The 6000-nt window shown below is 62.9% G+C and carries 5 protein-coding genes; 3 read left to right on the top strand and 2 right to left on the bottom strand.

What is annotated here, in order from left to right; translation table 11 throughout:
• The first annotated feature begins 312 nt into the window (after positions 1 to 312).
• From B5F19_RS09550 to B5F19_RS09540, 3 genes are all read left to right on the top strand, one after another.
• A complete protein-coding gene (locus tag B5F19_RS09550) occupies positions 313 to 654 on the top strand; it encodes a PadR family transcriptional regulator (protein WP_087289925.1) in 342 nt (113 codons plus the stop codon).
• A complete protein-coding gene (locus B5F19_RS09545) occupies positions 647 to 1297 on the top strand; it encodes a DUF1048 domain-containing protein (RefSeq protein ID WP_162612556.1) in 651 nt (216 codons plus the stop codon). Before B5F19_RS09550 ends, B5F19_RS09545 begins: the two co-directional genes overlap by 8 nt.
• A gap of 96 nt (positions 1298 to 1393) precedes the next feature.
• Positions 1394 to 2773, top strand: a complete 1380-nt coding sequence (locus B5F19_RS09540) for an alanine/glycine:cation symporter family protein (RefSeq protein WP_087289921.1) — start codon at positions 1394 to 1396, stop codon at positions 2771 to 2773.
• Positions 2774 to 3057: 284 nt separating this feature from the next.
• Here B5F19_RS09540 and nrdG read toward each other — a convergent pair whose 3' ends face one another.
• Together nrdG and nrdD are read right to left on the bottom strand one after the other, a co-directional pair.
• On the bottom strand, positions 3058 to 3582 hold the full coding sequence (gene nrdG / locus B5F19_RS09535; protein WP_087289919.1) for an anaerobic ribonucleoside-triphosphate reductase activating protein: 525 nt from the start codon (positions 3580 to 3582) through the stop codon (positions 3058 to 3060).
• A gap of 104 nt (positions 3583 to 3686) precedes the next feature.
• Positions 3687 to 5813 carry an anaerobic ribonucleoside-triphosphate reductase gene (gene nrdD / locus B5F19_RS09530; protein WP_087289917.1) on the bottom strand — a complete coding sequence of 709 codons (2127 nt, stop codon included), beginning with the start codon at positions 5811 to 5813 and terminating at the stop codon, positions 3687 to 3689.
• Between the last annotated feature and the right edge of the window lie 187 nt (positions 5814 to 6000).

Raw genomic sequence — 6000 nt, 5'->3', positions numbered from 1 at the left:
CGGCGGAAAAGTCCTCGCTGCGCTCGCTGAACGCCTTGCTCTGCAAGGCATTCAGGGCATTCGATCCCACTCGAGGCGGGCTGCCGCCCCCTCGAGCTCCCCCGCCAACACTCGGGCGGATTCATCTGAACAGAGGTTTTCGACAAGCTGAAAAGCGGACCCGAATCACTCGGGTCCGCTTTTTGCGCCCTTCTCTCCCCAGTGCGCAAAAAATTTGGCGGAATTTGATTTTGTCCTTGACAGCGCAGCTATCTTGTTTTACAATATAGCCACAAGGTACTTTGTAATGCAAGATAGATAGGAGGCCGGCCCATGATCCCATCCCAAATGCTCAAGGGGACCCTGGAGGGGTGCATTCTGGGCATTCTCTCCCAAAAGGAGACCTACGGCTATGAGATCTCCAGCCAGCTGGCCGCCTACGGCTTCGGGACCATTCCAGAGGGCACCATCTACCCCCTGCTGCTGCGGCTGGAGAAAAACGGCCTGGTGTCCGCCGCCTTCCGCCCCTCGGAGCTGGGGCCCAAGCGGAAATACTACTCCCTCACCCCGGTGGGGGAGGCGGAGCTCCAACAATTCATTCAAAACTATGCCGAGCTGTCTCACGCGGTGGGCAATCTGCTCTCCGCCCTGAAAGGAGATGCTGACCATGAATAAGACCACCAAACAGCTGCTGGAGGAGAACAACCGCCGGGGCGAACAGCTCACCCCGGAAAACCAAAAAATTCTGGTGGATATCGTCGCCTATCTGCGGGGCTCCTCCGCCTCAACTTACCAGCAGGAGCTGGTCCACCGGGACATTCTGGACATGCTCCAGGAGGGGGAGGCCCGGGGCCAGACCGCGGCGCAGGTCATCGGGGAGGACTACCAGACCTTCTGCGACGAGATCCTGGCGGAGCTGCCCCGGCGCAGTGCCGGACAGCAGACGGTCTACGGTCTGAGCGTCGTCAGCCTCTCCGCCGCCGTGCTTGCGGCCATCTGGCTGGTCTTTGGCCTGTTGGAGGCCGTGTTCCAGGGCCCCTTTACCCTTTGGCTGCCGGTGCGTCTGGGGCAGCTGCTGGGGGGCGTGCTCATCATTGCCTTCGCCTATGGACTGGTGGAGTATATCTGCCGGACCTCCTTTGAGGACCGGAACCCCACCCGGCTCCAAATCATCGCCGTCTTTGTGGGGATAGCCACCGTGTTCCTGCTGAGCTACCTGCTCAAACAGGTCCTCTTCTCCCTCCACGCCGGCATCGCCGTGGTCCTGATCGCGGTTCTGTTCCTGATTTATAATATTACCGACCGGATGGAGAGCTGAAATCAGGACTACCTCTCCCCCGCCCCTCATAAGCTGAAACAGCCGGGGACCGCCTGCGGGCGGTCCCCGGCGCTCTTGTTTGGGAGGTGGTGTTCCGTGTCTCTCCTGGGCCGGCTGGCGGATGATCTTTGGAACCCTTGGCTGCTGGGGCTGTTTCTGTTTACAGGACTGGTGCTGACGGTGGGGAGCGGCTTCTTCCCCCTGCGGCGCCTCCGGCTGTGGTGGCGGGTGACGGCGGGGAGCCTGCTCCACACCAGCCGCGCCTCCAACGGCGGCGGCATCTCCTCCCTCCAGGCCCTGGCCACCGCCCTGGCCTCCACCATCGGCACGGGCAGCATCGCCGGGGTGGCCATGGCCATCTACCTGGGAGGGCCGGGGGCGGTGTTCTGGATGTGGGCGTCCGCCCTGCTGGGAATGTCCACAGGGTGTGTGGAAAAACTGCTGTCCGTGCAGTATCAGACCGCCGCCCCCAGGGGAGGGCGGCAGGGCGGCCCCATGTTCTACCTGCGGGACGGCCTCCGCGCCCCCGGACTGGCCGTCTGGTTCGCCCTGGCCTGCCTCCCCGCCACCCTGGCGGGGGGAAATCTGGTCCAGGCGGGGTCCATCGCCTCCGCCCTCCAGTCCGCCTTCGGCTGGGACCGGCTGCTGGTGGGGATGGGGACAGCACTGCTGGCCGGGCTGGTCATGGTGGGGGGCATGGGCCGGGTTGCCCGGGTGTCGGAGCGGCTGGTGCCCGCCATGGCCCTGCTGTACCTGGGGAGCGGCGCCCTGGTACTGCTCGTCCGGGCGGAGGAGCTGCCCCGGGCCTTCGCCCTCATCTTCTCCTGTGCCCTGAACCCGGAGGCCGCCCTGGGGGGCGGGAGCGGCTACGCCCTGTCCGCCGCCCTGCGCCACGGGGTGGCCCGGGGGGTGTTCACCAACGAGGCGGGGCTGGGCACCTCCGCCATGGCCCACGGGGCCGCCCGGGCAGACCACCCCGCCCGTCAGGGGATGTGGGGCATCTTCGAGGTGTTCGTCTCCACCCTCCTGGTGTGCTCCGTCACCGCTCTGGTCATCCTGGTCAGCGGAGTGTACGTGCCGGAGGAGGCTCTCTTTCAACTCCAGAGCGGCCAGGTCCCCGGCTCCAGCCTGGGGGTCCCCCTCACCGCCCGGGCCTTCGCTTCGGTACTGGGCCCCGCCGGGGAGTGGGTGGTGGCCCTGAGCCTCATTCTCTTTGCCTTCTCCTCCATTCTGGGGTGGAGCTGCTACGGACAGCAGGGGCTGCGCTACCTCACCGGCGGGGACCGGTTTCTGCCCCTCTACCGGGCGGTCTTTCTGGGGTGCATCGTGCTGGGGGCCGTCTCCGACGTCTCCCCCCTGTGGCAGCTGGTGGACCTGTGCAACGCCCTCATGGCCCTGCCCAATCTGACCGCCCTGCTCCTCCTGTCCCCCCAGGCCCTGGGCTGCCTGCGCGCCTGGGCCAAAACGCAAAAATAGAGACGGCCAACGGCCGTCTCTATTTTCAGGCTGTCGAAAAAGTCCAAGGACTTTTCCGACAGCCTGAAAAAATGCCGTTACTTTCCCGCCGCCGCGCGGCGGAAAAGTCCTCGCTGCGCTCGCTGAACGCCTTGCTCTGCAAGGTGTTCAGGGCATTTGATCCCACTCGAGGCGGGCTGCCGCCCCCTCGAGCTCCCCCGCCAATACTCGGGCGGATTCGTCTAAACAGAGGTTTTTCGACAAGCTGAAAAATAGAGACGGCCAACGGCCGTCTCTATTTTTTCTTATTCCACTGAGGTCTCGTCCCACAGCACCGGCTCCCCCCGCTCCAGGGAGGGCCGTACCTCTATGATTCGTTGGTTGGAGGAGCCCCGAAACCGCAGGCCCAGGTTTTTCAGGGCGATGACGAAGGGCCCGTCCACCAGCACGTCCAGCTGCTCCAGCAGCGCCCGGCCGTGCTCCCCCACCTTCCCGGCGGCCAGGTCCTCGAACAGATACCCGGTGTAGCACCAGATGTCCTTCTCCGGAAAGCGCTCCCGCACCCGGCGCACCAGGTCCAGCACCGTCCCCTGGTTCCGGGGGTGGCAGGGCTCGCCCCCCAGAAGGGACAGTCCCTTGACGTAGGATTTCCCCAGTGCCTCCAGCACCGTGTCCACCGACTCCTGGGTGAAGGGGTTCCCATATTCAAAATCCCAGGCCTCCGGGTTGAAGCACTCCGGACAGGCGTGGGTGCAGCCGGACACAAAGACCGAGACCCGGATGCCCGGCCCGTTGGCCACGTCGATGGGACGAATATCCGCATAATTCATCAAAATCACCGCCAAAAAAGATAGGAGATATGAGATAGGAGATAGAAGATATCGGGAGAGACGCAACTATCTCCTATCTTCTATCTCCTAATTCCTATCTCAAATTAAAGGTGCAGGACCCGGGACTTGATCTCCTTGGTCTTGCCCACGTTCCAGTAGTTTTCACCCAGGTATCCGCAGGTGCGGCGGGTGACGTTCATCTTGTTCTGGTCCTTGTTGTGGCACACCGGGCACTCCCACTGGAAGTCGTCGTTGATCATGATCTCCCCGTCGTAGCCGCAGCACTGGCAGTAGTCGCTCTTGGTGTTGAACTCGGCGTACTGGATGTTGTCGTAGATGAACCGGACCACCTCTTTGAGAGCCTCCAGATTGTGGCGCATGTTGGGGATCTCCACATAGGAGATGCAGCCGCCGGTGGAGATCTTCTGGAACTGGCTCTCAAAGGTGAACTTGTCGAAGGCGTCGATGTGCTCACGCACGTCCACGTGATAGCTGTTGGTGTAGTAGCCCTTGTCGGTGACGTCGGGGATGGTGCCGAAGCGCTCCTTGTCGATGCGGGCAAAGCGGTAGCACAGGCTCTCCGCCGGGGTGCCGTACAGGGCAAAGCCAATGTTGGTCTCCTTCTTCCACCCGTCGCAGGCGGCGCGGAGCCGGTTCATCACCTGCATGGCGAACTCCCGGCCGCCGGGCTCGGTGTGGGAGCAGCCCCGCATGAGCTTGGTCACCTCATACAGGCCGATGTAACCCAGAGAGATGGAGGAGTATCCGCCGTACAGCAGGGGCTCGATGGGGGCCCCCTTGGGCAGGCGGGCGATGGCCCCGTACTGCCAGTGGATGGGGCTGGAATCGGAGCGCACGTTCTTCAGGGCGTTGTGGCGGCACATGAGGGCCTCGAAGCACAGCTGGAGGCGCTCGTCCAGCAGCTTCCAGAACTTGTCCTCGTTCCCCCGGGCCAGAATGCCGATCTGGGGCAGGTTCAGAGAGACCACGCCCTGGTTGAAGCGGCCCTCGAACTTGTAGTTCCCGTTCTCGTCCTTCCAGGGGGCCAGGAAGGAGCGGCAGCCCATGGGGGAGAACACGTTGCCCTCATAGTTCTCCCGCATCTTTTTCGCCGAGATGTAGTCGGGGTACATCCGCTTGGCGGAGCACTTGACGGCCAGCTCGGTGATGTAGTCGTACTTGCCGCCCTTCAGGCAGTTGTGCTCGTCCAGCACATACACCAGCTTGGGGAAGGCGGGGGTGATGTACACGCCCTTCTCGTTCTTGATACCCTCCAGACGCTGGCGGAGCACCTCCTCCACGATCATGGCGTTCTCCTCCAGATAGGGGTCGTCCTCCTGGAGGTTCAGGAACAGGGTCACGAAGGGGGACTGGCCGTTGGTGGTCATCAGGGTGTTGATCTGGTACTGGATGGTCTGCACGCCGCTCTTCAACTCATCCTTCAGCCGGTCATTGACCAGCCGCTCCAGGGTGGCCTCGTCCACCTGGCCGGCGCACTCATAGGACATGTGCTTGCGGAACTTCTCCCGGCTGCGGCGCAGGTACTTACCCAGGTGACGCAGGTCCACGCTCTGGCCGCCGTACTGGTTGGAGGCCACACAGGCGATGATCTGGGTCATGACGGTGCAGGCCACCTGGAAGCTCTTGGGGGACTCGATGAGCTTGCCGTTCATGACGGTTCCGTTGTCCAGCATGTCCCCGATGTTGATGAGGCAGCAGTTGAAGATGGGCTGGATGAAGTAGTCCGCGTCGTGGAAGTGGATGGCCCCCTCGTCGTGGGCCTTGGAGATGTACTCGGGCAGGAGGATGCGGCGGGTCAGGTCCCGGCTCACCTCGCCGGCGATGTAGTCCCGCTGGGTGGCGGCGATCATGGTGTTCTTGTTGGAGTTCTCCTCCGCCAGCTCCTTGTTCTCGTTGCGCAGCAGGGAGAGGATGGACTCGTCGGTGGTGTTGGCCTTGCGCACCAGGGCCCGGTTATAGCGGTAGATGATGTAGGTCTTGGCCAAGTGGAACTTGTTTTCCGCCACCAGGCCCTGCTCCACCAGGTCCTGGATGTCCTCCACCAGCATGCGGGGGCGCTTCAATCCCTCGATGCGGTCGATGATGGCGTCGATGCCCTCCTGGGACAGGCGGTCCTCCTCGGGGACCTCGGCGTTGGCCTTTCCAATGGCAGTGGCAATCTTGCTGCGGTCATAATCCACAACAGAGCCGTCCCGTTTGATCACTTTCATTGGTCGCTCTCTCCTTCTCTCGGTCTTATGATCAAGCCGGCGGGGCCGGCCGCAGTTCACGGGTCCTGATTATAGCACATGCCGCCCCCCTTGTCCACTATATCTTGTGTTTTTTTCGGTGCAAGTTTTCATTCAATACTAAATGTATATCCACCTCCCGGCCGCCCTCCGCCGCAGAGGGCGGGAA

The organism is Pseudoflavonifractor sp. An184 (assembly GCF_002160305.1).
Lineage (GTDB): Bacteria > Bacillota > Clostridia > Oscillospirales > Oscillospiraceae > Lawsonibacter > Lawsonibacter pullicola.
This window is presented reverse-complemented; position numbering and strand designations above follow the sequence as displayed.